The following is a 25906-nucleotide window of genomic DNA, read 5'->3' on the forward strand; positions in this document are numbered from 1 at the left end:
CCCTCCTCGAGCACGAACTGGATTTTGGGTCGGAAAACGCGAACCCCCCTATCGATTATCGGCCGACGTGGCCAGCGCACTCTCGTCAATCTCCTCCAGGACGTGCTCGTGGAACGCTTGCAAGACGGCGCTCTCGTCTTCGGCCAGGACCACGTCGCTCGCCGAGAGCGTCGCCAGGCCGAACGCACGCGGCGTCGGCGAGTCGACGAGTCGTCTCGAGACCTCGAGTTCGCCCGACTCGAGGCGGGAGACGATGCCTTCGATCTCCGCGACGTTCAACTTGTCCTCGAGGAGTTCGCGGTAGGTTTCCTCGATGACGGCGAAGTCCTCGAGGCCCTCGGCGAATCCGAGCAGCATCTCGCTCGAGACCTGTTGCTCGCTGGCGGACTTCTCGTAGCCCTTGTACCGCTTGAGGATCATCAGCGAGCGCGTGGCGTTGATCCGGAAGTACCGCTGGAGGAGGTCGGTTCCCGACAGCGCGCTTCGCAGGTCCGGGCGCACGTCCTCGGGCTCGAGGTCGTCGAGAATTCCCTCGAGGTCGACCTTCCGGTTCAGGGGCATCGAGAGGACGAACCCGTTGTCGGCGACGGCGACACGAACGTCTGCAGTCGCCTCCTGGGCACACCGGTAGGCGAGCAGTCGCGAGAGGCCGTCGTTGACGCGACGACCGTAACAGGAGTGGACGTAGTAGTGGCGCTCGTACTCGTCGCGGTCGCGTTGGACCTCGATGGCGAGTCGGTCGGGCGTGCTCACGCTCTCCGTGCCCGCGTAGCGAATCTGGTAGTCGAACAGCCTGGACATCGCGCGGACGCTCGAGTCGTCCAGCGGGAACTGACGAAGCCAGGCGCGGACGCGTGAGGAGCCGCCCTCGGCGTAGTGCTCGAGGAGCGTTCGCTGGAACGCGAGGATCTCGCGACCCATGTCCGAGGAGAGCGGCAGGCGCTCGGAGTACCAGGACGGCACCGTCGGCCGCGCGCTCGTCCGGTCGACGTACACCTTCGGCCCGCGTCGGTAGCGGTACTCGAAGTGATCGCCGCCGAGGACGAACACGTCGCCCTTCTCGAGGGTGTCCAGATAGCCCTCGTCGAGCTGGCCGACCCACGCGCTGTCGGCGCGCGTGTAGACGTCGCAGGTGAAGGAGTCCGGAATCGTGCCGACGTTGGTCATGTAGATGACGCGGGCGAGTCGACCACGTTTGCCCATCAGCACCTCGCCGACGGGGTACTCTGGGTAGTGGTGCTCGCCGTCGGGTGGATCGTTGGCGTCACGCCAGACCTTCGCGTAGACGTTCCGGTCCTCCATACCGGCGTACTCGACCGTGAGGTACGCTAGGAGTTGCTCCCAATCGTCGCCGCCGTAGCGCCGGTAGGGATACGCCCGCCGCAGAATCTCCAGCACCTCCCGTTCCGGTCGAATCTCGGCGATCGCCATCCCGTAGACCTGCTGGGCAGCGACGTCCTGGGCGTTCTCGGGGATCGACACGGCGTCGACGAAGCCCTCCTGGGCCTTCTTGAGCATCACGGCGCACTCGAGCAACTCGTCCCGGTCGAGGGCAATCACTCGACCCGTAACGGTCTGACCGACCCGATGGCCCGCCCGTCCAACGCGCTGGAGCAACGCGGCGACGGACTTCGGCGAGCCGACCTGCACGACGAGGTCGACGTGGGGCATGTCGATTCCCAACTCGAGACTCGTCGAGGACGTCACCACGTCCAGGTCGCCCGCTTTGAGCTTTCCTTCGACTCGGTGTCGAACGTCCTTAGAGAGGCTCCCGTGGTGACACCCCGAGTTGTCCTCGTCGTAGGCGTCGAACCGCTCGCGAAGCGTGTGCAACACGCGTTCGGCACCCGAACGCGTGTTCGTGAAGACGAGTGTGTTGGTGTGGTCCTGGATGTGCTCGTGTAAGAGTCGGTAGAACCGGTCCTGGACGAGGTCTCGCGAGGTGTTGATCAGGTCGTCGGCAGGGCACTCGAGGCGGAGGTCGAACTCGCGGGCGAAGCGGGCGTCGACGATGTCGTAGTCTCGAGGGGTTCGTCCGTCCTCGAAATCCGAGCCTGTTCCCTCGAAGTCCGAGCCAGCCGACGCCGGATCGCCAGACGGTTCACAGCCAACCAGAAACTCCGCGACCTGCGAGAGCGGTTCGATCGTCGCCGAACAGCCGATTCGCGTGACGTCGTGGTCGACCAGCGCCTCGAGTCGCTCGAGGCTCACCGACAGGTGCGTCCCACGTTTGTTCGCCGCCAGCGAGTGAATCTCGTCGACGATGACGTACTCCACGCTGCGCAGTTTCTCACGGAATTTGGGCGCGTTGAGCAAGATAGCCAGCGTCTCCGGCGTCGTGTTGAGAACGTGGGGCGTCGTCTCGAGCATCGCCTGGCGCTCGCTCGAACTGGTGTCGCCGTGACGAATCGCGTGGCGAATCTCGCCCATCGAATCGCCTCGCTCTTCGACGATCGATTCGATCCCCTCGAGCGGTACCTCGAGGTTTCGGTGAATGTCGTTGGCCAGCGACTTCAGCGGCGAGACGTACAGACAGTACACCGCGTTCTCGAGTCCGTCGCCGTCCCGGTCGCGCTTGAAGAGTTCGTCGATGATCGCGGTAAACGACGCGAGCGTCTTGCCAGAACCCGTGGGCGCACAGATAAGCGTGTTCGTTCCCGCGTGAATCTTTGGGATGGCGCCGCGCTGTGGTGGAGTGAAGAAGCCGCCGTTCTCGGGGACGTACTCCCCGAAGGCCTCGAGCCACCATTCCTGGACTGCCGGCTCGAGTAACTCGAAGACATCCCAGTCAGCGACGTCGGCCGACTCGAGTGCAGGCGGCAACGACGGTCTCGTCGAGTGCGACGACTCGTCCCCATCCATCGTCAGTCACTGGGGTCCGACCGCCTAAGAGGGTTTGGTCAGCGGGGTGAAAGTGGACGGCTACAGTTCGAGCCACTCACTCTGGACAGTGTAGTCACGAAGGTGCCACCGTTGCTCGACGCGACCGTCGCGGCGTCGAACCTCGACGACCGCGTCGAACAGCGGTTCGAACAGGTTGACCGCGTCGTGATCGCGCGCCAGCGGGAGGTGAAAGTGGCCCATTCCCGTCGTACTTCGGACGGTGGTCGTCGTGATGTGGAGCAGTTTGAACACGTCCTCGGGGTCATACTCGCTCAGTAACGGGACGATCGAATCGACGCAGACGCGCAGTTCGGCAGGATCGAGTCCGTCCTCCGCCGACTCGATTTCTCGAATCGCGTCGATGACGTCCGTTCCGAGGGTGGCGAGCGGCCGACCGGTCGAATCGATGGTCGGTTCCTGTTCTGGTCGGACGGTGTGTTCGATGTGACGCGTCCGTGCGTCCGTGGACTCACAGACGCAGCCGTGGCCCCGGTACGTCGCGTCTCGAGCCGTCACGGCGAGCCGATGGCGTTCGGTACCGGTGTGCGTCCCGAGCAAGCGCTGGCACGCGACTTCGTGTGCGGCTTGCTCGCTGCTCCCGACGACCAGTACAGTACTTCCGTTCCGTTTGAGTCGGTCGAGCGCCTGTGCGAAGGTGACGCCGTCTGACACACCGGTACCTGACTCAGTCTGCATCCATTTACAGCCTCATCGTCGACCGCAATAAACATTGTGGTCGTTATTCATCTAAGTACGTTCATCTCGAACAAAATACGTCCCTCGAGTCCAGTGTATGATTCGCTGCGGAGGGACCTAATCGGCCATTTTTTCACGAATGGCCACGCAGTGGTCGCATGGACGACCGCGACGACCGTAACGACCGCGACGACCGCGACGACCTCGTCCAAGCACTTCGGGAGTTGAGCGCGACGCTGAACGCGCTCCGCGACGAACTCGAGGTCGACGTCCGATCGCGAGACCCCCGTCGACGGCAATTTCCGTTACGGCCGCCGACGCCGGGCGAACTCGCGCGGTTCGGCGACGAAATCGCGATTCCAGCCCTGATCGCGACTCTCGAGGCGAACATTCGCGCGCTCGAGGCCCTCAGACGAGGACTCAAGATCGCTCGAGGCCAGCGAGCGGTTCGCGACGCTGCGACGGACGCCGCCGACCGGACGGTCGACCGCTCGAGCGAACTCCGCGAGACCACGCTCACGCACCTCGACCGCGCGCTTCGAGAGTTGCAGGACGCCGTCTCGGGCGACGCCGACGAAGTCGGTATCGAGGTCGACGACCGGACGCGAACGTTGCTCGAGGATGCCAGGCGGCTTCGCGACGATATCGATCAGCGACTGGCGGAGCGTGTCGAACGGATGGAAGCCTCCGGGTCCGACGCCGAGTCACAGCCATATCGGATCGATATCCAGTCCGGGAACGACGACCAGCGATCCGCGAGAGACCAGCGGTCCGCGAGGGACGAGGACGGGGATAACGTCGACCACCGGCTCTCCGAAGAATCCACAGACCCCGGCGTGGACGTCGACGCCGAACTCGAGACGCTGCGAGATCGGTATGGCGCCTCGAACGAAGACAGAGCGGATGAAACGGATGAATCCTCGTCGACAGGGAAGGACAACGAGTCGGCGGGCAATGGGGAGTCAACTGGTGATGATTCGGATGGGACGCGCGACCCGAGTACTAGCGAAACGGGGCCGAACGACGGCTCGGATGGCGGCTCGAGTAACGGCGAAGAAAACGGCAACGACAGCGAAAACAACGGAGACGACAGAGACGACAGAGACGACAGAGACGAAGACGCCGACGAATAGGCCCGCAAGCGAGCAACCGCTCAGACTGGTTCGAACCGGTAGCCGTCCCACGCCTGACTCTCGGTCACTTTGATCCCCACACCTGGTTCTCGAAGTTCCTCCACGTAGATCGGCCGGACCTCGTCGCCGGTCTCGACGTCTCCGGTCGTGAGTTGACCCAGGGCGCGAACGGGCGGCTGGTCCACGTCCGAGGCGTCCTCGAGGTCGAATTCGACGATAGCCAGATGATTCGGCTCGCGGACACCGGGAGGGGTGGCAGTACTCGTCGTCCAGGTGACGACCGTCGCGGTGAACTCGCTCAGGTCGACCGTGTCGACGGGTTCCTCGCCGTCGGGGCCGAGGTGGTGGCCGGGGAACCCGACCGTGCCGTCGGCGTAGCGGTAGGCTTCCATCATCATGCCGGCGCCTCCATGATCGTCGTGATGACGCAGTTGCCGAACCCGCCGACGTTACAGCACAGGCCGACGTCCGCGTCGACCTGTCGCGGGCCGGCCTCGCCGACGAGTTGCTCGTAGATTTCGACGCCCTGGGCGACGCCGCTGGCGCCGAGGGGGTGGCCCTTGGACTTCAGGCCGCCGGAGGTGTTGATCGGCATGTCGCCGGTCTTCTCGGTCTCACCGGCTTCGACGCGCTTCCAGGCCTCGCCGTGGTCGGCGAAGCCGAGTCCCTCCATCTGCAGGAACTCGAGAATGGTGAACATGTCGTGGAGTTCGGCCACGTCGACGTCCTCGGGGCCGTGGCCGCTCATCTCGTAGGCGGCCTCGCCGCTCTCGACGACGCCGTTCATCACGGTGGGATCGGGGCGCTCGTGGACGACGTGGGTGTCGGTCGCCCCGGCGACACCTGCGACGACGGCGTACTCGTCGGCGTACTCTTTCGCTACGGATTCCGGGCAGAACACGAGGCCCGCACTCCCGTCGGTGATCGGGCAGAAGTCGTACAGACGCAGGGGATCAGCCACGATGGGCGACTCCAGGACGGTCTCCAGGTCTACTTCTTTCCGGAACTGGGCGTGGGGGTTGTCGACGCCATTTTTGTGATTCTTCACGGCGACCTTCCCGAGGCTCTCCCGGGGTGCGTCGAAGCGCTCGAGGTAGTGACGGGCAGTCATCCCGGCGAAGGAGGGCAGGGTGACGCCGTGTTTGTACTCCTCGGGGTGGGTGATCGAGGCGATGATGTCGGTCGACTCCCCCGTGGTCCGGTGGGTCATCTTCTCGCCACCAACGAGCAGCGTCATCTCGCTGGCACCGCTGGCGACGGACTGCCAGGCGGCGTAGATACCGGCCCCGCCGCTCGAGGACGTCTGATCGACCCGCTGGGCGTACGCCGGCAAAAGGTCGAGGTCGTGAGCGAGCATGTTCATGATGCCACCCTGGCCCTCGAACTCGCCGCTCGACATGTTCGCGACGTAGCAGTGCTCGACGTCGTCCGAGGCGACGCCGGCGTCCTGGAGGGCGGCGATGCCGGCCTCGGCGAGGAGGTCGCGGATCCACTCCTCACGCTGGCCGAACTGGGTCATCGACGCGCCGATGATCGCAACGCGTTCCATGCTCACACTGAGTCAGGTCACGCATTTATAGGGTGAGGATGTTGGCAGAATCGGTGTGCGTCGTTCCTGATTCGGAGATCTATCTCTCTGGATGATGTCTGGATTGGTGTGTGAATACAGAGTCTGGATGCAGTACTACAGCGTGAGGAGAGAGAACGATCAACCGATTGTAAGCACTTTATCGGCGTCCTCCACGATTCGTAAACAGTCGTCCATCGTTGACCGTGGTCGGAGGTCGTCCGGCTCGATATCTCGTGAGTCCATACAGGTGCCACACGCAAATAGCGTTCCGTCGTTGTTCGTGTACTTGCGCATCACCCCGTGGGGGTTGAACTTCTCGTGATCGAGGTCGGGTGCATCAACCCCATCCCCTAGCAGGAACGTCTCCACCAAGTGTCCCGCGTCGAGAGCCGTATTCGCCAATCGAAATGCGTTCCAGACTCGTTCCGGATCGTTTGTCTCCAGGATCAGTCCAAGCTGCATGCTCAAGAGTAGTCGCGTCGAAAACAAAGCAATTGTGGGGATTGTCGTTGGAGAAGTAGATCTTCCCCTTCCTCGGAGGCTATTGACTGGTTTCTCGACAGACTTGAGAGACTGCGAGATATGTGCCATGATTCTTGCAGGACCTGACTACCCGCTGAACTGCTGTCAGATGTGGCGTACAAGATACAGACCAACTATTCACTACGTCTGGTTCCAGAGAGATTCCGTGAAGCTGTTCAGTAGATGTTTTAAATACGTGTTCGCAGGGCGAATTCGACTATCGATTATAATTTAGGGTCTGGTCTGTACGGTCCGTGTATGTCCCAACAATCGACAGACGTTCAGGAGACGATTGCGATGTCTTCTGCGCCGTCTGATCCCTTTACTGCTCTGCCACGAACGGAGTGGCGGGACGTATTTTTCGGACTTCCGGACGAGGTACAAGAGGTCCTCGTTGTGGATATGAGTCGGTCGGAACTGGAGACATTTATCGACCGACTCGATCCAGACGAGGTGACCGAGGTTCTCAGACACACCGATGAAGAGACACGTGAGGCGCTCCTCGCGACGCTCGATAACCAGCGCCGCGAGAAAATCGACTTTTTGCTCTCGTTCGACCCCGAAAGTGCAGCGGGGCTGATGAGCCTCGATTACGTTACCGTCGATGAAACGCGGCAATTCCCAGAAGTGACCGAACGGGTTCGTCGCTTCGAAGAGCGAACGGGACGTGTGCCGACGATTTTCGTTACTGATGATGGTGAATTACAGGGTGAACTTCCTGGTGCGGCACTATCGATAGCCGACGACGTAACCGAGTCGATAAGTGACTACGTACAGGAGACGCCACACGTCCGGTACGACCGCGATGACGTAGAGGTAATCGAGGTTTTCAAGCAAAACCGCGAGCGCGCCGTCGCCGTCCTCGACGAAGAGGACGACATTCTCGGAGTGATACACGCCGAGGACCTGTTGCAACTGCTCGAAGAGGCTCGAGGGGAAACGCTCTACGACTTCACTGGCGTCGCCGAAGAGGAGAGCGTCCTCGACGGTCCAGGATCGAAGATACGGAGGCGGTACAAGTGGTTGATCCTCAACCTCGGAACAGCGTTTATGGCTGCAGCGGTCGTCGGACTGTTCGAGTCGACCATTGCCGCCGTCGCTATTTTGGCAGCGTACATGCCAGTCGTTGCCGGGATGGGCGGGAACGCTGGGACGCAGGCGATGGCAGTCACCGTTCGCGGAATTTCACTCGGTGAGGTGTCACTCAACACCGGCAAGCGGGTGATCTTCAACGAAGTCGTTGCCGGTGCTGCCAACGGGTTCATTACCGGTGTGCTCGTGGCCGTGATCGCTATCGCCTTCTCGTTTGGCGAGTTTGGCCTCTTACTCGGGGCCGTTATTGGTGTCTCGATGGTGGCGAATCTCGTCATTGCGGGGTTTTTCGGTGCGTTGACCCCGCTGTTACTCGACCGAATCGGATACGATCCAGCCACGTCAGCGACGATCTTCATCACGACGGCAACCGACGTACTGGGCTTTTTCGTGTTCCTCGGATTGGCTCAGGCAGTCCTGTTATAAGTGTGAATCAACCGTTCAGTAGAGTTGTGTCGTAACCGCGAACGATGCGCCACCTACGTACCAGTATCTGGATTCGAACGGATCGATGACTGTTCGATCGGTGACTCCCGGAGTAAGATCACGATCGAGCCGACGACCAGTATCACACCCGCTGCCGACAGGGCGATTACCGGTGAGACGAGATCCGAGATCACGCCACTCCCGAGCTGAAACGGGATCACGGTTATCGCACTCACCATCGCCATCGCGCTCAATACGGTTGCACGACCGAGTGTCTCGATGCGGTCGTTCACGTACTGTCCTGCAAGCACTCGCGTCGGCTCAACACAGGCCCAGCCGACGAATAACGCCACGAGCGCTATCGGCGGCACGAACACCATCGCTGCCAGAAGCCCACCAACGAGAAGCGGGATTGCGATAAACCACCGACGCAACCCGACCCACTCCTCGATAAAATTGATTCGATAGCTGATTGCCGCCGAGACGAGATTGATCGCGGCATAATACACCCCCAGAAGCGTTTCGACGTTATCGGTCGAGAGGGTGAGTGTATAGGGGTTTCCTTGACCGGGAGCCGGGAGTGGGAGGGTGAGACTCATGTTCAGGTCGGTCACGACGGTCTCGAATATCGGCTGGAGGAAGATGAACACGAGATAGGTAATGGCCGAGAACAGCACGAAGTAGTAGACGATGAACGACCGCAGACGACGCTGGCCGACAGCCTGTTTGACGACACCCCACGCCTCTCGGATGCCCATCTCGCTCGAACCACTGTCCTCGTACGTCACCGGTTCGTCCAGCGTCACGATCACGAGCAGGCCTAACCCGGTAAACAGCGCAGCTGCGAGAAACGGGTACGTGAGGTCGAGACCGCCGAGGTAGCCACCGACGAGTGACGCACCGACACCGGTCGTCAGGGCAATCGATTGCCCACGCCCACGAACGCGGGTGAACTCGTCACTCGCAGACACGTCCGTGAGCGTTTCGTACACCCACGCATCCTCCGTTCCCGAGCGGAAGTTATAGCCGAGCGACCAACAGATAAAGAGGAGGGCGAACACGAGAAACGAAGATGCGAACGCGATTCCGACCAACGTCGCCGTAATGAGCACCGACCCGACGAGAAGGCTGTTTCGGCGCCCGATCCGGTCACCGACGTATCCAGTCGGTACCTCGCCGAGGACTGTCGTCAGGTTGTAAAGCGCCTCGATGATGACGATTTGCGTGAAAGATAATCCCTGCGAGAGAAAATAGAGGTACATGATCGGTCGATAGAATTCGACCGCTTCCGTCGCTTTGTAGAGGTAATATTTGAAGACGGCTCCGGATATTGCCATAGCCAAACGATCACACCCACCAACCGTAGTGACTACGGTATCCACCAGCGTTCTCCGATTCTCTCTTCGAACTAATACGTATCCAGGAACGGTGATGAGTTCCGCGCACACGATACTGACAGCTCATCACATTCATCGATCGACGTTTACCCACGCCACGACGGAGACCAGTACCGGACGCAACCAGTCAGACCTCTGCCGCCTGGAGGTCGCTCGCTCGAGCTCGCGCCTGGTCGATCACTGCTGGCCGGGCCAGAAACGAGATCACGACATCGTCGGCGCCGTAGGTCACGTCGTCGACGCTGGCGTGATCGTGGATCCAGGACACGAGGCTCATCGTGTCGTCGGTCATCGGCACGACGAGGCGCTCGCGTTCCCAGTTGGGGAGTTCTTCGTCGATCCGCTCGAGCAGGGCGTCGACGTTGCTTCCCTCCTGGGCGCTGACGGCGACCGGGTTCGGTGCCAGCGCCGAGAGTGTCTCGCGCTTCTCGGCGAGTTCCTCGTCGGTCACGCGGTCGATCTTGTTGAGGACGGTGACGATGGGTGCCTCGTTGCGCTCGTAGAGCGTGTCGTGGCTGGTGACGAGTTTCTCGTGTATCTCCTCGACGGGTTCACTCACGTCGACGACGAGCAGGACGAGGTCGGCCCGGTAGACCGAGTCCAGCGTCGACTTGAACGACTCGACGAGCCAGTGGGGCAGGTCGCTGATGAACCCGACCGTGTCGGTCACGAGCACGTTTCGGGGTTCGATGTCCGCCCGTCGAGTCGTGGTCCCGAGGGTCGTAAAGAGCTTGTCCTGGGACTCAGCTGTCGCATCGAGGTCCGGGTGGAGGTCCTCGTTCTCTTCGACCTCGAGGTCCCGCGCCAGGCGTCGGAGCAGGGTGGACTTCCCGGCGTTGGTGTACCCAGCCAGGGCGACGAGGTCGAATCCCGAGTCGCGACGTCGCTCGCGGCGGTGCTCCTCGGTCTGTTCGATCTGATCCAGTTCGTCCCCGATCCGGCTGATCTGGTCCTTGATGTCCTGTTCGCGGCTCTCGTCGTACTCCCCGAGTCCCATGAAGCCGGGGTGTTCGTCCCGTTTGGCGAGACTCGCCTTCGCTTCGACGCGCGGGAGTTCGTACCGAAGTTCGGCGAGTTCGACCTGGAGCTGGGCCTTCCGGGTCTGGGCGCGCTGACCGAATATCTCGAGGATCAGCGTGAATCGGTCCATGACCGTGACGCCCTCGGGCAGGAGCTGGCCGAGGTTGTACGTCTGGTAGGGACCGAGCCGGTTGTCGAAGATGACCGTCTCGGCGTCGGCCCGCCGGACCGCCTCCGCCAGCTCGTTCGCCTTCCCCTCACCCAGCTGGAGGGCGGCATCCGCTGTCCTGGTCTGGGTGACCTCGTCGACGACGGTGTACCCGGCCGCACGGGCGAGGTCCGAAATCTCTTCGGTGTCGGGCACGCCGGAGTCGACGCGTTTAGCGACGATCGCTCGTTCGTCCGCCGACGCGTCCGCACTCGTCCGTTCGTGTGTGCGTTCGTTCATACGAGTAGCTGATCGTGGTCGATAGGTGCGTCGACGCGATTCGACCGCTCGAGCGAGCGCCCGGAAGGACGCAGGAATGAGCGCTCGGACTGACACTCAAACGAGCAGTCGAGCGAGCGTGCAAGTGAACGCTCGCCAACGCGATCGACGGGGGCACGCCTCGAAGCGCCGTCTCTCGAATCCGCCCAGTACCTGACCACGTCAGGGATGCCGGCCGGTCACCTCGGTTAGCTGATCGCGAATCATACCTGACCTACGTCGGGAAGGGTCTTGAATGCGGTGGCGTCCACCCGTCAGCGCGAACCGGCGCCGTTTTTACGGCCGCGAGAGGAGAGTTGGGTATGACGCTTCCGGCAGCACTCGAGGCCGCCGACGGGCCGCGAGCGATCGACACCCACGCCCATCAGCCGACCAGCGAGTTCCTCCACGACGCGGGCGGTGAGATGATGCGCGACGCGGCCGACCGCTTCGGCGCTGACCTCGAGACCGACACCTACGAGCACATGGTCGAGGAGTACCGCGAAACGGGCGTTGGCCGGGCAGTCCTCCTCGGGTGGGACGCCGAGACCAACACCGGCAATCCGCCGGTGCCCAACGACTACGTCGCCGAAGTTCGAGACACCTACGCGGACTTCTTCGTCGGCTTCGGCTCGGTCGACCCGCTCAAGGACGACTGCGTCCAGGAGGCGATCCGCTGCGTGGAAGACCTCGACCTCTCCGGATTCAAGTTCCAGCAGATCGCTCAGGGCTTCGATCCCTCCGATCCAGAACACGAGGAGCTGTGGGCGACCATCGAAGACCTGGGCGTGCCGGTGGTCTTTCACGGCGGGAACTCGACACTGGGGGCCTGCTCGCCCGGCGGTCGCGGCCTCAAGATCAAGTACGGCAATCCCATGCTGATCGACGACGTGGCGGCGAACTACCCCGACCTACAGATCCTGATCGCGCACCCGGCGTTCCCCTGGGAACAGGAGCAACTGGCCATCTGCCAGCAGAAGGGAAACGTCTACATGGACCTCTCGGGGTGGATGCCCCGATACATCGACGATCAGGTGCTCCATTACGCGAAGTCACTACTGAAAGACAAGGTCATGTTCGGCACCGACTACCCGATGCTCGAGCCCGGGCCCTGGCTCGAGCAGTTCGCCGAACTCGACTTCCCCGAGGACGTGCAGCGAAAGCTCCTCTGGGAGAACGCCGAGTCGTTCCTGGACCTCGAGTGAGCGGGTCGAGGAGGTGGCGTACTCGAGGAGCGACGGGCGTCTCGAACTGAAAACGAGGGCAACTGTTGTATGTGCGTCTCGAGTACGTGTGTTATGTCCGTGCCGTACCGTTCGTTCAGCCATTCGTTCGACCGCTCGTTCGAGCATTCGTTCAGCTATTCGTTCGACCGCTCGTTCGAGCATTCGTTCAGCTATTCGTTCGAGCACGTCCCCGCCACCATCCCCGGCCCACCGGAACTCGAGATTGCTCTCTTCGTCCTGGTCGCGATGGTCGTTATTCCGGCGATCATGCTCGGCATCGTTCTGGTGATCGTTCGCCGACGAGCCCCGGGACTCGAGGAGATTCAGGCGTCGATGGACGCCGAATCAGACCACTCCGAGACCGACGCGCCCGCCGACCGGGAGTAGCCGGGATGAGGGATGGGATGTCGGCGTAGTCGTCCCTCCGACGCGACCCTATCGTAGCGCCACTCGAACGAGAGTCACACCGCCAGGACAGTATCGACGACCAGCATCACCGAAAATCCAGCGAGAAACGCCATCGTCGCCGTGTCCGCGTAGCCGTGGCCGTGACTCGAGGGGATGAGTTCGCGGAACACGACCGCGATCATCGCGCCAGCGGCGAACCCCGCTGCGATCGGGAAGATACCGGTGACGAACGCCACGAGGGCGAAACCGACCGCGGCCGCGATCGGTTCGGGGAGGCCGCCCGAGAGCGTGGTGTAGAGGATCGTCTTCGGCGTGGAAACGCCGGCTCTGATGGCCGGAATCGCCATCGCGAATCCGTCTGGAACGTTCTGGACGGCGATGGCCGTGGCGATCGCGAGTCCCAATCCCGCCTCCCCGCTGGCGAAGGCGATGCCCACGGCGAGCCCTTCGGGGACGTTGTGGATCGTGACGGTCGCACCGACGAGCAACGCCCGCCGCCGGTTGTCGTCCATCGCCGCCCGTTCGGCCGCGGCCTCGTCGCTCTGGAGCAGGGCGATTCCCTCCATTCCGCTGGCTTCGTCTCGGAATCCGGTGTTGATGTGAAGGTGGGGAAGCGCGGCATTGACGACGAGTAAAAAGAGCCCGCCGGCGACGATGCCGATGACGACCTCGAGCGGCGAGCCGAGGTCGAGACCGGGGATGATCAGCGCGAAGACGGCCGCTCCGACCATGACGCCGGCGGCGAACCCCAGCGAACTGTCGTAGACGCTGTGGCTCACCCGGTCGGTGTAGATCGTCGGCAGGGCACCGATTCCGGTCGCACAACCGGCGAGCGTCGCGATTATGAGAACCTCAGAGAGCGTCGACATAGGTGTGATGTGTCCGGAATGAACTCGGTCTCAGTCGTTCGCCTCCGACGGTTGATCGGAATCAGACTCGAGGTGCTGTGTGACGCGCTCGTCGACGACGTCGATCGAGATGCCGGCGTCCATGCCCCGATCCGCGTCACCGAATCCGGCGCTGAGTACCCGAGTCAGGGCGTCTTCGACGTCCTCGTCGAGTTCGGTGATGCGGTCGGTTTCGATTTCGATGACGAATCCCGTCGTGATGTTCGGCGAGGTCGGCAAGAAGAGCACTTCGCGGCCGTCGTCGGCCGTTTTCCCGGTCTTGAACGCCGTCATCCGGGCCCCGTTCCAGGTCTCGATCTTGACTGGCTTCTGCAGCGATTCCTGCTCCCCAAAGGCGGTTTCGGCGGCCATCTTGGAGGCGTTGTAGACGACCCGGAGGCCGGGGACGCGATTGGCGACGTTGTCCAGGACGCGTTCGACCAGCCCGCCGATGGTCGTTCGCATCAGGTATCCCATCGAGAGCGTGAGGATGATGAGCACTGTGAGGACGACGACGACCCGAAGGAACTGTGCGACCTGTTCACGGGTACGGGCCGCACCCTCGAACGCGCCATCCGGTATAAGCGGTCTGAGCACGTCGGCGTCCAGGATCAACTCCGGGGTGACCCCCGCGATGATCCCGTAGAGCCAGTAGAGGAGGTAGAGGGTGATGAGAATGGGACCGAGAACGACGAGGCCGCTCGCAAAGTCCCGCTTCCACGAGGTCATGTGCTGTGGGTCACACTACGGGGTTATCAGCCCTTCCCTTTACCGGTCGAGGATTGCCCGCAGGGCGAAAAACAGGTTCTCCTTGCGTTCCATGACCCGCCGGTAGAAGTACGACTTCCACCGGCCGCCGTAGGGAACGTACTGCCACATCTCGTACTCCGCTGCGAGTTCCTCCTGGGCGTCCTCGCGAACGCCCATGAGCATCTGGAGTTCGAAGTCGGTCCCGTACTCCTCGTGGAGGTCGATGGCGTGCTCAATCATCGCCGGATCGTGACTGCCGACGGCGACGCCGTCCTCGAAGTGTTCGAAGGCGTACTCGAGGAGTTCACGGTAGGCGCGGTTGACGGCCGCTTTGTCCTTGTAGGCTATTTCGGCCGGTTCGTCGTAGGCCCCCTTGACGAACCGAACCTTGCCTGGCAAGTCGGCGAGGCGTTCGACATCCTGGCGAGTCCGCTCGAGGTTCGCCTGGACGCAAATGCCGACGTTGCCGTCGTAGGTTGTCGTCATCGCTTCGAAGGCGTCGAGGGTGACGTCGGTCGTCGTGTGGTCTTCCATGTCGATCCAGACGAACACGTCTCGATCTGTGGCCTCCGCGACGATTTCCTCGAGCAGGTCGCGAAAGACGTCCTCGCCCAGGTCGAGGCCGATCTGGGAGGGTTTCACCGAGATGCAGGCCTCGAGGCTCGAGTCGCCGATCGCAGCGACGAGCGTGCGGTACTCAGCCGCGTCGGCCGCCGCCGGCGACCGGGAGTCGTAGTGTTCGCCGAGGAGGTTGACGATGGCGTTGATGTTCCGGTCGTTCAGGGTCCGCACGTGCTCGAGGGCCGTCGCGGGTGACTCACCGGCGACGAACCGATTCGCGATGGGCGGGATCATGATCGAACGTGTGTCCCCCTCTTATTTGGCAGTTTGTGATTCGTCCTCGTTGAGGGATCGTCGCCTGCGACTGTCATCGGTTATCGACTCTCCGGTCGGCGGTCGAGAACCACCAGCGGTTAAGAGCCACCGGCACATCGAGGGTGACATGGCAGTACTCGAGACGATCGTAGTCGCGTTCTGGGCGATGGTGCCCGCGTACGTGCCGAACAACGCAGCGGTGCTCGCCGGCGGCGGTCGGCCGATCGACGGAGGTCGAACCCTCAACAGAAAGCGACTGCTGGGCGACGGCAAGACCTGGCGCGGAACGGCGGTAGGGACGACGATTGGGCTGGTCCTGGCGGCGATGTTGACGCTGATCGCCGGTGACGCGAGCGCCGCGCTCGGCTTCGAGGTGCCGACGTTCACGCCGCTCGCGGCGCTCGGACTCGCCGGCGGGGCGATGCTCGGGGACATCCTCGCGTCGTTTCTCAAGCGTCGAACGGGCCGTGACCGCGGGGCGATGTTTCCCGTCGTCGATCAACTGGATTTCGTCGTCGTCTCGCTCCCGGTGACGGCCCTGCTCGACATCGACTGGTTTCTGTCCGTATTTACGTGGGAGGTCATCCTCGTCGTCGTCGTCATTACACCGCTGTTGCACGTCCTGACGAACGTGATCGCGTACAGACTCGGGTTGAAGAACGAGCCCTGGTAGGCAGTCAGGTGTTTGCGTCCCGCTCTTCGAATCGACCGCTACGAGTGCTGACATCGAGTGTCGCTCCGTTGAGCGAACTCCAGGCACCGACCTCGAATGCGTTCGATCTCCGAACTCCAGGCACCGACCTCGAATGCGCACCTACTCCTCAACGCGCATTCGACCTCGAACCCGCCTTCGGCTACGAGCGCGCATCACATCGTTTATTTCGATTCGCCACCCCACTGTCGCCAATGACGAACCAGGCACTCATCGACGCACTTCGTGACGCCGACGCGGTTCGATACGGCGAGTTCGAACTCTCTCACGGTGGCACCAGCGACTACTACGTCGACAAGTACCTCTTCGAAACCGATCCGCGCTGTCTCGAGTTGATCGCCGAGGCCTTCGCCGAGCGACTCGAGGCCGACACGAAACTCGGCGGAGTCGCTCTCGGCGGCGTCCCGCTAGCGGCCGCGACGAGCGTCGCCGCCGGTGTTCCCTACGTCATCGCCCGGAAGCAGCGCAAGGACTACGGGACGGCGAACCTGATCGAGGGTCGACTCCAGGAGGGCGAGGAGGTCGTCGTCGTCGAGGACATCGTCACGACGGGCACGAGCCTGGTGGACGCGGTCGAGGCGCTACGCGATGCGGGTGCGACGGTCGAGCGCACGCTCGTCGTCGTGGACCGTCAGGAAGGCGGCCGCGAGAACGTCGAAGCCGCGGGCCTCGAGATGGATGCGCTGGTGACGGCCGAGGAGTTACTAGCCGACCGCGACTGAGCGCTTCGCGAGCGGTGGTCTCGACGTGGCGTCGAAAACAGTTCAAATGCGAATGTTCCGATGGCTCCTTATTTAGATCTCGACGCTCGAACACACAGAAACGTCGGGTATTTCAACCGTTTCTCGTACGATTCTGGCTTTTTCTCTTTGAAGGACTCGTTCGGCTTCGGCTCGACCAGTTCCTCCAGTTGAAACCCAGTTTCGACGAGCGGGTTGACGACTTCGGAAAATGGCCGACGATAGAAGGGGACATCAATCTCCTCGCCGGAAGCGGACCACGTCATCCGTTCCTGTTCGACGTCGAAGTAGTTCTCGGCCTCGAATGCCACGTACTCATCGACTGGATGTTGTGCCGAAAACACGAGGAATCCTCCTGGACGAAGAATGCGGGCGAACTCCGCGAAGGGTTGTCGCCAGTCTTCGACGTAATGGAGCGAAAGGCCGCAGATAACACCGTCGAACGTTCCGTCGTCGGCAAACTCGAGAGTCGCCGTGATATCGGCCTGGCGAATTTCCGCTCGATCGCCGATTCGTCGTCTCGCCTGTTCGAGCATCTCGGTGTTCCTGTCGACAGCGAGAACGTCCGCTCCCCTCTCGGCCAACCACGCTGCGTACCGAACGTGTCCACAACCCGCATCCAGGACTCGTTTGCCTGCGACGTTTGGAACGAGTTCCGTCGTCGCAGGAAACTCCAGATCCGCACAGTACGGGTCCTCTTCTTGCGTCTCGTACGTCTCCGCCAGTTTGTCGTATGCGTCCTCCACAGTGGGACTCTCTTCGGGTGGCATGAACACGTTCGTGTGCCCCCTTCGAAGTAATCGTTGTGATTCCAATTCCGAATCACTACCTATCCGTAACGAGCATCGACAACAAGGCTGGTAGGTCAGCAGGTCGTTGAATGAAACGGCAAACTGTTATCGAACGCCCGATGCTCGCTATTGCTGGCCATAGGACTCGAACTTCGCGAGCACCGTCTCCAGCTGTTCGTCGGAGAGTCGCTGAGGCTCGAGGCCGGCCGAGCGCGCCTCCAGATAAATCCGGGCGAGGCTCTCGACGTGAGCCGTGTTCTCGAGCGCCGTCTCGAGGTCCGGTGCGGTGACAACCAGACCGTGGTTTTCGATGAGGCTCGCGGTGGCGTCGGCCTCGCGCATCGCGGTGACGATGTTCTCGGCCAGCGCGTCGGTGCCGTAGGGGGCGTACTCGGCGACCGGCACTCGCTTGCCGACGGCGACGATCATGTAGTGGATCGGCGGCAGGGGTTCGTCGGCGATCGCCAGCGTCGTCGACCACGGCGAGTGCGTGTGGACGATGGCGCCCACATCCTCGCGGCGGTAGATGGCGCTGTGCATCGGCACCTCGCTACTGGGTTTCATCGCCCCGTCGCGGTGCTCGCCGTCGACCCCGACGACCGGTACGTCGTCGACGTCGAACGCGTCGTAGGGGACGCCAGTCGGCGTGATCGCGAAGACGTCGCCGTCGCGGACGCTCAGATTTCCGGTTCGGCCGGGGGTCAGCGATGCGAGGTCGCTCGCACGCTCGACTACCTGCTCGCGCTGGGTTTCGAGGAGTACAGTCATAGTATCAGGTCCGTTAGGTCGCCGAAGTGATCTATCCTGTGGTCGGGGATGCGATCATCCCCCGATTGATCATCGACTCCCGAGAGATCAGGGTCGTCCGGCTCCTCGCCCGCAGCGTCGAACAACACCGTCTCGAGGCCGATCGCGTTTCCGCCGACGACGTCCGAGGGGATCGAATCGCCGACCATGACTGCATCACTCGGGTGGCACTCGAGTCGCGCGAGCGGGTAGGTGAACATGACCGAGGCGGGTTTCTCCTGGCCGACCTCCTCTGAGGTCACGAGCAGGTCGATAGCGTCCGCAAGGTCCAACCGCTCGATCTTACGCAGTTGAATCCGAGTAGTGAGGTTCGTGACGATTCCCACATCGATGCCGGCCTCGTGCACCGTCGAGAGAGTCTCCTGGACGCCCGAATGGAGCGACATCGCCTGGAGGTACCCCTCCCAGTAGGCGTCGCCCAGTGCCAGCGCGTCCGACGGTCGGGGCTCGCCCGTGTGGCGCTCGAGTGCACGCTTGAAGTACAGCAGACGGTCGTGAGACGCGGCGGTCCCCACGAGGTCGCGTTTCACGTCGCGGCGGCCGGTCTGGTAGAACGCTTCGAACTCCTCGGTGTCGAGGGCGTAGCCGCGCTCGAGGGCGGTCTCCCGAGCGGCGGCCTTGCCTGCCTCGTTACACGGTGCGTAGGGGTAGAGCGTGTCGTCGAAGTCGAAGAGGACGGCGTCGACGGTCATAGGTGACCTGCTCGGTCATCGGTAAAACACGTGTCGGTCGAACCGAGTCGGCTCGGGGTCACGCTCGTGGGTACGTCGTCACTCGAGTTGCTCGAGATATCCGCGTTATTCAAGTCACTCGAATTGCTCGAGATATCCGCGTTATTCAAGTCACTCGAATTGCTCGAGATATCCGCGTTATTCAAGTCACTCGAATTGCTCGAGATATCCGCGTTATTCAAGTCACTCGAATTGCTCGAGATATCCGCGTTACTCGAGTCACTCGAGTCAGCACCGAACGCCGATCAGTCGTTCGGAAACTCCTTCTGGAACCCGCGGAACTCCGTCCGGTGAGCCTCCTCGTCGGCCAGAATCGTCACGGCGACGTCCTCCGTGACCGGATCGTTCGCCTCGCCCGCCGCCTCGAACAGCGATCGGTAGGTCTCGATGGCGTCCTCCTCCGCCTCCAGGACGCCCTCGATCACGGACTGGACATCGGTCGTGTCCTCAGGCGGCTGGAGGCTCGACTGGCGGGCCTCGAACTCCATCGAACCCGGCGGGGACTCGTCGAGTTGTTTCAGTCTGTTACCGAGCATCCGCGCGTGCTCGAGTTCCTCCTCCACGTCGGTCTCGAGACTCTCTTTGACCTCCTCGGCGTGGACGCCGTCCAGGACGATCGCGTTCGTCAGGTAGTTCATCACGGTCTCGAGTTCGTCGATGTACGCCTTCGTCAACAGGTCGGTGACTTCGTCTGCCATAACCGGTTCTATCACGAACGACTGTATAAAGCTGACACCGGCATCGCTCGCGCCGGAAGCCCTGCCGGCACCGCTGTCCTTTATAGCCGTGCCGAACTGAGTTGCGCGTATGTCGAATCACGATCCTGGAACGGAGGATCCACTCTCGGTTCACGGCGTCGTCCCCCCGATGGTCACGGCGTTTCACGAGGACGAGTCGGTCGACTACGAGACCACGGCGGCCCACGCCCGGTTCGTCGTCGACGGCGGCGCCCACGGCGTGTTCCCGCTCGGGACGAACGGCGAGTTTCCCCTGTTGACCGCCGAAGAACAACGGGGCGTGGTCGAAGCGGTGGTCGAGGAAATCGACGGCGACGTGCCCGTCATCGCGGGCGTCGGCGCGCCGAGCACGCACGAGACGATCCAGCACGCGACTCACGCCGAGCGCGTCGGCGTCGACGGCCTGGTCGTCGTGACGCCGTACTACTATCCAGTCGATCACGACGCTGCCCTCCAGCACTACCGCCGGGTGGCCGAAGCGACGGATCTCCCGATCTACATCTATCACATCCCGAGTAAAACGGGGAACGCCATCTCGCGGTCGACGCTCGACGACCTGGCAGCGATCGACGGCATCGCCGGTCTCAAGGACTCGAGCAAGGACGTCCCGTGGCTTGCTCAGTCGATCGACGCCCACCCCGAACTGACCTTCCTCTCCGGATCGGATTCGCTGCTCTTTCCAGGCCTCGAGATCGGTTGCTCGGGTATGGTTAGCGCGGTCGCGAACGTCTTTCCCGAACTCGTCGTGGATCTCTACGAGGCCTACGACGCTGGCGACGAGGACCGCGCCCGTGAACTGCAGAGCCGCGTCTACGACGTTCGAGATGCGCTCAAGACCGGCGGTGCGTACATGTCGGGCGTCAAAAGCGCGCTCCGGCTTCGTGGATTCGACGCGGGACCGCTCCGGAGTCCGCTGCGGCTGAAAGACGAGGCGAGTACGGCCGAACTCGAGGCCGAACTCGAGGCGCTGGACCTGTTGTAGCGGACTCGTCGGCTGCCTTCGTCGTCGGCCGCCTTCGTCGTCGCCGCGTTCGCTGTCGATCGACAGAAGCGGGGAGAAGGGGACGAGGAACGCAAACCGGTGGCATTTTTTGCCGTTGCCACGGATCTCGAGGCATGGAACTCACGGCCGAGCAGGAGGCGGTCAGGAACGTGGTGCACGAGTTCGCCCTCGAGGAGATCCGGCCAACGGCGCTCGAGGCCGACCAGACGGAGACGTTCCCGGAGGACGTCTGGGACGGCCTCGCGGACATAGACCTGACGAGTCTGACGGTTCCCGAGGCGTACGGCGGGTACGACGCCGATCCGATCACCTACGCCCTCGTCAACGAAGAGGTCGCCTACGGGATGCTGGCGATGGCGACGGCGCTCTCGGTCCACTGCCTGGCAACCTCGTGTATCGCCACGTTCGCCGACGACGATCAGAAGGATCGCTGGCTGCCGGAGATGGCCACCGGGCGACCGGTCGGCGCCTTCGCCCTCTCGGAGCCACACGCCGGGTCGAATCCGGCCGAGATGACGACCGAGGCCGTCAAAGACGGGAACGAGTACGTCATCAACGGCGACAAGCAATGGATTACGAACGGCCAGCGGGCGGGCGTGATCGTCCTCTTCGCGAAGACCGACCGGGACGACCCCTCGACGGTCACGCAGTTCCTGGTGCCCGCCGACGCGGACGGACTCACCGTGGGCGAGAAGGAGGACAAACTCGGGCTCAGAGCGAGCGACACGACGGGACTCCACTTCGACGACGTTCGAATCCCGGCCGAGAATCGGCTGACCGAGGAAGGACGGGGGCTCTCCGCTGCCTTCGAGATCCTGACCGGCGGCCGCATCGCCATCGCCGCCCAGTCGGTCGGGCTCGCCCAGAGCGCTCTGGACGAGGCCATCGCCTACAGCCAGGAGCGCGAACAGTTCGACAGGCCGATCGGCGATATCCAGTCGATCAGGCACAAGCTCTCGGAGATGTCGACCCGGATCGAGGCCTCGCGCCTGCTCACGCGGGAAGCGGCCCGCAAGCGAGCGGCGAACGAGGGCGACGCCGCGATGTTCGCGAACATGGCGAAGTACTTCGCCAGCGAGTCGGCGATGTTCGTCACCAACGAAGCCGTCCAGATCCACGGCGGCTACGGCTACGTGACCGAAGGCGAGGTCGAGCGCCTCTACCGGGACGCCAAAATCACCGAGATTTACGAGGGAACGACCGAGATTCAAAAGAAGATCATCGCTCGTCATCTTCTCGAGTAGTCCTCGAGTAGCCTTCGAGGCGTTCTCCGGGCATTCTTCTGTCGTTCTCCAGTGGCCGTCGAGTAACCTTCGAGGCGTTCTCTCGGCGTTCTCGAGTGCCCTTTGAGTCGTTCTCGAGTAGCCCTCGAACCCCCTCGAAACATACTTCTCGATCCTGGACACCGGCAGCGACCGAAGCCACTATCGCCCTGACGTTCCTCTCGTCGTTCGTGAACGCCGACGCTTACGACGCGATCGTCTACGACCTCGACGGGACGCTGGTCGACCTCCCGGTCGACTGGGACGCCGTCACCAGCGACGTCCTCGATGTGTACCGCGCGGCGGACGTCGACCCGCCGACGTCCAGCCTATGGTCGCTGTTGGCCAGCGCGCCAGACGTCGGGCTCGCGGCTGAGGTTGAGGCGACGATCGCCGGCCACGAGCGCGAAGGGGCGCGTCGATCTACGCGACTGGCTCACGCCGACGATCTCGAGCGGCGGGCCGAGCACGTGCCCGTCGGCGTCTGCTCGCTCAACTGCGAGGCGGCGTGTCGGATCGCCCTCGAAGAACACGCGCTCGCGTCGGCTGTCGACGCCGTGGTCGGACGGGACACCGTCGAGACGCGGAAACCACACCCGGGGCCGTTGCTCGCGGTGATCGACGGGCTCGAGTCGGTACCGTCGCGGACCCTCTTCATCGGCGACTCTCCACGCGACGAAGAGACGGCGAAACGAGCGGGCGCGAGATTCCAGTACGTCGACGGGCAGTAGACTCTCGAGGTCGACGAACAGGTGCCCTCGAGGCGGCGGATTGCGCGGAGGGAGGTCGGCAAAATACGGACGAGAGAGGTCCCGACAGCCTACCGACCCTGCATCCGCTTCGCGTACGCGAAGACGGCGAGTGCTGTGAGGACCCAGACGACGGCGCCGACCCGAATGGCGAACTCGGCTCGAGCGTTCCACGTCGGCAGGTCGACAGTCGTGGACGCGAGGGCGACGAGCGGAGCGCCGACCACGATCGTCGTGACGAACGTGACCTGCATCACCCAGCCGTAGTCGACGCCCTCCGGGGAACTCGTCTCGACGCGTTGAGGCACATCGGACGTCTCGAGTGAGCGGGCTTAACGCTACTGGCTTTGGCGTCGGTCCTTGCCCGTGAGAGTGGGCCAACGCCTTCATGTACTGGCAGAAGAGTGGTTCGTGTATGAAACAATGCTGCCGGCGGAGGACGGATGACTGACCTCCGTTCCGTCTTCGTCGGGGCATTGCTCGTCGCAGCGGTACTCTCGATCGGGGTCGCTGTCTACGCCCTTCGGAATCGGCGCAATCGTCAGGATCGACTGACGACAGTTCTGGCAGTCATGATGGCGGTCACCTGTGCCTGGAGCGTCGGGTCGCTGGGCGCGCACCTGAGTGCCAGTGCGACGGCGACGTGGTTCTGGTTCGGACTGATCAACGTCGCGACGTTCGCGTTGCCCGTCTCCTGGATCGTCTTCGCTGCCCACTACGCGAACTACGACCGACACGTCACTCGACGAACGATCGGACTGTTGGCCGTCGTTCCCGCCCTCACGTTTCTCACGATGGTGACGAACGGGTTTCACGGCTGGTTCCTGGCCGACGCCAGATTCGTCAGCGAACGCGCACTCATCGCCTACACGACCGGCTGGGTGTACGATCTCCACCTGATTTACGCCTACATTCTGATTCTCGCCGGCATAGCGCTGATCGGACACGTCGCGTACACCTCCCGTCGCGTGTATCGAAAACAGGCGATTGCGATCGCCGCCGCCGTCGTCGTCCCTCTCCTCGCGAACGTCCATTACGTCCGAATGGGCGGACCCGAATCGGTCAACTGGACGCCCGTCGCGTTCGCAATTACCGGCGTCGCCATCGCCGCGGCCATCTTCCGCTATCGGTTGCTCGAGATCGTGCCGGTCGCCCGGGAATCCGTCGTCGAGACGATGCGCGACGGCGTAATCGTGCTCGACGAACAGAGGCGCATCGTCGACGTGAACGCGACGGCCGAACGCATGCTCGAGGGGCCCAACCCCGGCGCAGACCTCATCGGCGCGTCTGCCAAGCAAGTCCGACTCGGCACCGAAACCGTCGAATCGATCGTCGAGACCGGCCGTGACGAACTCGCCATCGAACGGGCGGGAACCACGCAGCACGTGGCCATTCGAAGCGAGCCGATCACGACCGGGTCGGACGCCACGCTCGTGATGATCCAGGACGAGACCTACCGACGGGAACACGAACGCGAACTCGAGCGAACGAACGCTCGCCTGGACGAGTTCGCGAGCGTCGTCAGTCACGACCTCCGGAATCCGCTGAACATCGCGGCCGGGTATCTCGACATGCTCGAGACGTCCGTCGACGAGGACGAACGGGAGACCCTCGACGTTATTCGCACGCAACACGACCGAATGCAGGCGATTATTGACGACGCGCTGACCCTGGCGCGGGAGGGATCGGCCGTCGACGAGACCGAGACGCTGTCGCTCGAGGCCGTCGCCCGCGAAGCCTGGGACGGTGTCGACACGGGTGCGGCGACGCTGACGGTGGTCGACGATCGGTCGCTCGAAGCAGACCGTAACCGGTTGCTTCGAGCCCTCGAGAACCTTTTTCGGAACTGTGTAGAACACGCCGGACCGACGGTATCGGTCGCGGTTGGCTCGAGCGACGAGGGCTTCTACGTCGTCGACGACGGACCCGGAATTCCGCCGGACGAACGCGAACGCGTGTTCGATTCGGGCTATTCGACCGGGACAGATGGAACGGGCTTCGGACTCTCGATCGTCACCCAGATCGCCGATGCACACGGCTGGACCGTCGAATGTAGCGAACGCGGACGAAACAGGGACGGCGCCTGCTTCGAATTTTCGCTTCGTAACTCGACCGACCGTCTCGGACCCGCTCTGGCCCAGAAACAGTGACGTTTACTCGCTCGAGCGCGACTGTCGTGGTATGCCAACGGTTCGTGACGTTCGCGAGAAAGCCGGAACGGAACCGATCACGATGCTCACCGCCTACGACGCGCCCACCGCCCGCATCGTCGACCGGGCCGGCGTCGACGTGATTCTCGTCGGCGACAGCGTCGGCAACACGACCCTCGGGTACGAGACGACGCTCCCGGTAAGTGTCGACCAGACGGCAAGCCACGTCGGCGCCGTCTCTCGTGCGACCGAGGACGCCCTCGTCGTCGCCGACATGCCATTTCTCTCCTTCGGCGTCGACGAGAAAGAGAGCCTCGAAAACGCCGGACGTATGCTCAAAGAAGAGGGGGCCGAAGCGGTCAAACTCGAGTCTGGGCCACACACCGTCGACCTCACCGAGAAGATGGTCCAACTCGGCATCCCGGTGATGGCCCACCTCGGACTGACCCCCCAACACGTCAACCAGTACGGTGGTTTCCCCCGCCAGGGAACTAACGAGGAGTCCGCCCGAAAGATCGTCGACCTGGCCCAGGCCCACGAGGACGCCGGCGCGTTCTCGCTCGTCCTGGAGCACGTTCCCTCGAACGTCGCGGCACAGGTCACGGAGGCAATCGACATTCCGACGATCGGTATCGGCGCGGGCCCGGATTGCGACGGACAGGTTCTCGTGTTCCACGACGCGGTGGGACTCAGCGAGTGGAGCCCCTCGTTCTCGAAGCAGTTCGGGAACGTCCGCGAGGAGATGGAATCGGCCGTCGAGGGCTACATCGAAGCCGTCGAGGATGAGGCGTTCCCCGCGGAGGAACACAGCTACGAGCAGTCAGATCTGGATCGGATCTACTGAGGTCGCCCCGCAGGGACGTCCGAGTAGC

General features: G+C 62.9%; 26 protein-coding genes. 11 read left to right on the forward strand and 15 right to left on the reverse strand.

What is annotated here, in order from left to right; genetic code table 11:
- Positions 1–48 precede the first annotated feature (48 nt).
- Positions 49–2862: an ATP-dependent helicase gene (locus NGM15_RS04275; protein WP_253435720.1), complete on the reverse strand. Its 2814-nt coding sequence runs from the start codon at positions 2860–2862 to the stop codon at positions 49–51.
- Positions 2863–2922: 60 nt separating this feature from the next.
- On the reverse strand, positions 2923–3579 hold the full coding sequence (locus NGM15_RS04280) for a DUF7504 family protein (protein ID WP_253435723.1): 657 nt from the start codon (positions 3577–3579) through the stop codon (positions 2923–2925).
- Positions 3580–3737: 158 nt separating this feature from the next.
- On the opposite strand from NGM15_RS04280, the gene NGM15_RS04285 reads away from it, so the two are divergent.
- A complete protein-coding gene (locus tag NGM15_RS04285) occupies positions 3738–4712 on the forward strand; it encodes an MSCRAMM family adhesin SdrC (protein WP_253435726.1) in 975 nt (324 codons plus the stop codon).
- Positions 4713–4732: 20 nt separating this feature from the next.
- Here NGM15_RS04285 and NGM15_RS04290 read toward each other — a convergent pair whose 3' ends face one another.
- The 3 genes from NGM15_RS04290 to NGM15_RS04300 form a co-directional block, all read right to left on the reverse strand.
- The gene (locus tag NGM15_RS04290) at positions 4733–5110 is read right to left on the reverse strand and encodes a nucleic acid-binding protein (protein ID WP_253435729.1); all 378 of its coding nucleotides are present in this window, start codon (positions 5108–5110) and stop codon (positions 4733–4735) included.
- A complete protein-coding gene (locus NGM15_RS04295; RefSeq protein ID WP_253435732.1) occupies positions 5107–6261 on the reverse strand; it encodes a thiolase family protein in 1155 nt (384 codons plus the stop codon). The genes NGM15_RS04290 and NGM15_RS04295 overlap by 4 nt, the downstream gene beginning before the upstream one ends.
- Positions 6262–6420: 159 nt before the next feature.
- Complete coding sequence (locus NGM15_RS04300) at positions 6421–6744, reverse strand: DsrE family protein (protein WP_253435735.1); 324 nt, start codon at positions 6742–6744, stop codon at positions 6421–6423.
- Between the two features lie 318 nt (positions 6745–7062).
- Here NGM15_RS04300 and NGM15_RS04305 point away from each other — a divergent pair, with 318 nt between their 5' ends.
- Positions 7063–8322, forward strand: coding sequence for a magnesium transporter (locus NGM15_RS04305; RefSeq protein WP_253435738.1), 1260 nt, complete (start codon positions 7063–7065; stop codon positions 8320–8322).
- Positions 8323–8375: 53 nt separating this feature from the next.
- On the opposite strand, the gene NGM15_RS04310 is transcribed toward NGM15_RS04305, so the two are convergent.
- Together NGM15_RS04310 and hflX are read right to left on the reverse strand one after the other, a co-directional pair.
- Positions 8376–9659: an MFS transporter gene (locus NGM15_RS04310; RefSeq protein WP_253435741.1), complete on the reverse strand. Its 1284-nt coding sequence runs from the start codon at positions 9657–9659 to the stop codon at positions 8376–8378.
- Between the two features lie 187 nt (positions 9660–9846).
- Complete coding sequence (gene hflX, locus NGM15_RS04315; protein WP_253435744.1) at positions 9847–11187, reverse strand: GTPase HflX; 1341 nt, start codon at positions 11185–11187, stop codon at positions 9847–9849.
- A 341-nt stretch (positions 11188–11528) separates the two neighbouring features.
- On the opposite strand from hflX, the gene NGM15_RS04320 reads away from it, so the two are divergent.
- Complete coding sequence (locus NGM15_RS04320; protein WP_253435747.1) at positions 11529–12410, forward strand: amidohydrolase family protein; 882 nt, start codon at positions 11529–11531, stop codon at positions 12408–12410.
- Positions 12411–12503: 93 nt separating this feature from the next.
- Positions 12504–12818, forward strand: coding sequence for a hypothetical protein (locus tag NGM15_RS04325; RefSeq protein ID WP_253435750.1), 315 nt, complete (start codon positions 12504–12506; stop codon positions 12816–12818).
- Positions 12819–12892: 74 nt separating this feature from the next.
- On the opposite strand, the gene NGM15_RS04330 is transcribed toward NGM15_RS04325, so the two are convergent.
- The 3 genes from NGM15_RS04330 to NGM15_RS04340 are packed head-to-tail and all read right to left on the reverse strand — an operon-like array spanning position 12893 to position 15331.
- Positions 12893–13708 (reverse strand): ZIP family metal transporter, encoded by an 816-nt coding sequence (locus tag NGM15_RS04330; RefSeq protein ID WP_253435753.1) that lies wholly within the window; start codon positions 13706–13708, stop codon positions 12893–12895.
- Between the two features lie 30 nt (positions 13709–13738).
- Entirely contained in the window at positions 13739–14455 is a 717-nt protein-coding gene (locus tag NGM15_RS04335; RefSeq protein ID WP_253435754.1) for a DUF502 domain-containing protein, read from the reverse strand.
- A 39-nt stretch (positions 14456–14494) separates the two neighbouring features.
- Complete coding sequence (locus NGM15_RS04340) at positions 14495–15331, reverse strand: proline dehydrogenase family protein (protein WP_253435757.1); 837 nt, start codon at positions 15329–15331, stop codon at positions 14495–14497.
- A 148-nt stretch (positions 15332–15479) separates the two neighbouring features.
- Here NGM15_RS04340 and NGM15_RS04345 point away from each other — a divergent pair, with 148 nt between their 5' ends.
- On the forward strand, positions 15480–16025 hold the full coding sequence (locus NGM15_RS04345) for a CDP-2,3-bis-(O-geranylgeranyl)-sn-glycerol synthase (RefSeq protein WP_253435760.1): 546 nt from the start codon (positions 15480–15482) through the stop codon (positions 16023–16025).
- A gap of 233 nt (positions 16026–16258) precedes the next feature.
- Positions 16259–16786, forward strand: a complete 528-nt coding sequence (gene pyrE, locus NGM15_RS04350) for an orotate phosphoribosyltransferase (protein ID WP_253435762.1) — start codon at positions 16259–16261, stop codon at positions 16784–16786.
- Positions 16787–16854: 68 nt separating this feature from the next.
- On the opposite strand, the gene NGM15_RS04355 is transcribed toward pyrE, so the two are convergent.
- The 4 genes from NGM15_RS04355 to NGM15_RS04370 form a co-directional block, all read right to left on the reverse strand.
- Positions 16855–17574 (reverse strand): class I SAM-dependent methyltransferase, encoded by a 720-nt coding sequence (locus NGM15_RS04355; protein WP_253435765.1) that lies wholly within the window; start codon positions 17572–17574, stop codon positions 16855–16857.
- A gap of 147 nt (positions 17575–17721) precedes the next feature.
- On the reverse strand, positions 17722–18363 hold the full coding sequence (locus NGM15_RS04360; protein WP_253435767.1) for a ribulose-1-phosphate aldolase: 642 nt from the start codon (positions 18361–18363) through the stop codon (positions 17722–17724).
- A complete protein-coding gene (locus NGM15_RS04365; RefSeq protein WP_253435770.1) occupies positions 18360–19094 on the reverse strand; it encodes a ribulose-1,5-bisphosphate 5-phosphatase in 735 nt (244 codons plus the stop codon). The genes NGM15_RS04360 and NGM15_RS04365 overlap by 4 nt, the downstream gene beginning before the upstream one ends.
- 284 nt (positions 19095–19378) lie before the next feature.
- Positions 19379–19831 (reverse strand): ferritin-like domain-containing protein, encoded by a 453-nt coding sequence (locus tag NGM15_RS04370; protein ID WP_253435772.1) that lies wholly within the window; start codon positions 19829–19831, stop codon positions 19379–19381.
- Positions 19832–19940: 109 nt separating this feature from the next.
- Here NGM15_RS04370 and NGM15_RS04375 point away from each other — a divergent pair, with 109 nt between their 5' ends.
- From NGM15_RS04375 to NGM15_RS04385, 3 genes are all read left to right on the forward strand, one after another.
- Positions 19941–20852, forward strand: coding sequence for a dihydrodipicolinate synthase family protein (locus tag NGM15_RS04375; protein ID WP_253435775.1), 912 nt, complete (start codon positions 19941–19943; stop codon positions 20850–20852).
- A 134-nt stretch (positions 20853–20986) separates the two neighbouring features.
- Entirely contained in the window at positions 20987–22117 is a 1131-nt protein-coding gene (locus NGM15_RS04380) for an acyl-CoA dehydrogenase family protein (RefSeq protein WP_253435777.1), read from the forward strand.
- 209 nt (positions 22118–22326) lie between these two features.
- Positions 22327–22866 carry an HAD family hydrolase gene (locus NGM15_RS04385; protein WP_253435780.1) on the forward strand — a complete coding sequence of 180 codons (540 nt, stop codon included), beginning with the start codon at positions 22327–22329 and terminating at the stop codon, positions 22864–22866.
- 89 nt (positions 22867–22955) lie between these two features.
- On the opposite strand, the gene NGM15_RS04390 is transcribed toward NGM15_RS04385, so the two are convergent.
- Entirely contained in the window at positions 22956–23192 is a 237-nt protein-coding gene (locus NGM15_RS04390) for a DUF5822 domain-containing protein (RefSeq protein ID WP_253435783.1), read from the reverse strand.
- A 135-nt stretch (positions 23193–23327) separates the two neighbouring features.
- Here NGM15_RS04390 and NGM15_RS04395 point away from each other — a divergent pair, with 135 nt between their 5' ends.
- Both NGM15_RS04395 and panB read left to right on the forward strand, forming a co-directional pair.
- Positions 23328–25034, forward strand: coding sequence for a sensor histidine kinase (locus tag NGM15_RS04395; protein WP_253435786.1), 1707 nt, complete (start codon positions 23328–23330; stop codon positions 25032–25034).
- 31 nt (positions 25035–25065) lie between these two features.
- The gene (panB, locus tag NGM15_RS04400) at positions 25066–25878 is read left to right on the forward strand and encodes a 3-methyl-2-oxobutanoate hydroxymethyltransferase (RefSeq protein ID WP_253435788.1); all 813 of its coding nucleotides are present in this window, start codon (positions 25066–25068) and stop codon (positions 25876–25878) included.
- Positions 25879–25906: the final 28 nt, after the last annotated feature.

Origin of the sequence: Natronosalvus halobius (assembly GCF_024138145.1) — an archaeon.
GTDB lineage: Archaea > Halobacteriota > Halobacteria > Halobacteriales > Natrialbaceae > Natronosalvus > Natronosalvus halobius.